The organism is Chitinophaga eiseniae, assembly GCF_012641265.1.
GTDB lineage: Bacteria > Bacteroidota > Bacteroidia > Chitinophagales > Chitinophagaceae > Chitinophaga > Chitinophaga eiseniae_A.
Genome location: NZ_JABAHZ010000030.1, coordinates 1 through 752 on the forward strand (window position 1 = coordinate 1; position 752 = coordinate 752).

A 752-nucleotide genomic window follows, 5' to 3' on the forward strand; every position below is an offset into this window, starting at 1 on the left:
CTTATGGTGGTTATGCCGAGGGTGTTCACCTCTTCCCATTCCGAACAGAGAAGTTAAGCCCCTCATGGCCGATGGTACTGCACTATCATGCGGGAGAGTAGGTAGCTGCCATACTTATTAAGAAAAGTCCTGGTGACATGCCAGGACTTTTTCTTTTCTTCTTTCTCTATATGAAGATAGGGCGGATCGTTCAGATCTGTCGGAATACATTCAACATCAAGGTTGATTACTTATTGAAATAGGGTGTAAATAGTTTTGCTTGCGAATGATAAAGGTTATATCTTTGCCGTCCGCACCAAAAGTTAAGGTTCTTTGTGGAAATATGGGTTTGATTATCAATAGATTAAACATATTATCTGAAAGGATAAGTGCTTGATACTAAGACAATTAAAGATGTAAAAAACTCTAAAAAAGTTTTGGTGGTTAAATAAAAGATCGCTACCTTTGCAACCCCAACGCAAACGACGCAACATACTAACAAAAGTTCTTCTGAAAATAATAAAGATGTTCTGGCCAAAGGGTCAACAGAGATCGGATCTCACACATCGACAAACAATCTTTAGAGATTGAAAAGTTCTTTGAAAGAATGGAAACAACAGCACGAATCTAAGTAGTGATGCTTAGGTTCAAACACAGGTAATGTTAAAGCTAAACATAATTTAAAACGATCCGATTGATTTCGAGAGAAATTAGTCAGTATCAAAACTTCTTTACAATGGAGAGTTTGATCCTGGCTCAGGATGAACGCTAGC

General features: G+C 37.8%; 1 rRNA gene. It reads left to right on the forward strand.

Annotated features, from left to right (window positions below):
- Positions 1–2 precede the first annotated feature (2 nt).
- Positions 3–114 (forward strand): 5S ribosomal RNA (rrf, locus tag HGH91_RS30965).
- Positions 115–752 lie beyond the last annotated feature (638 nt).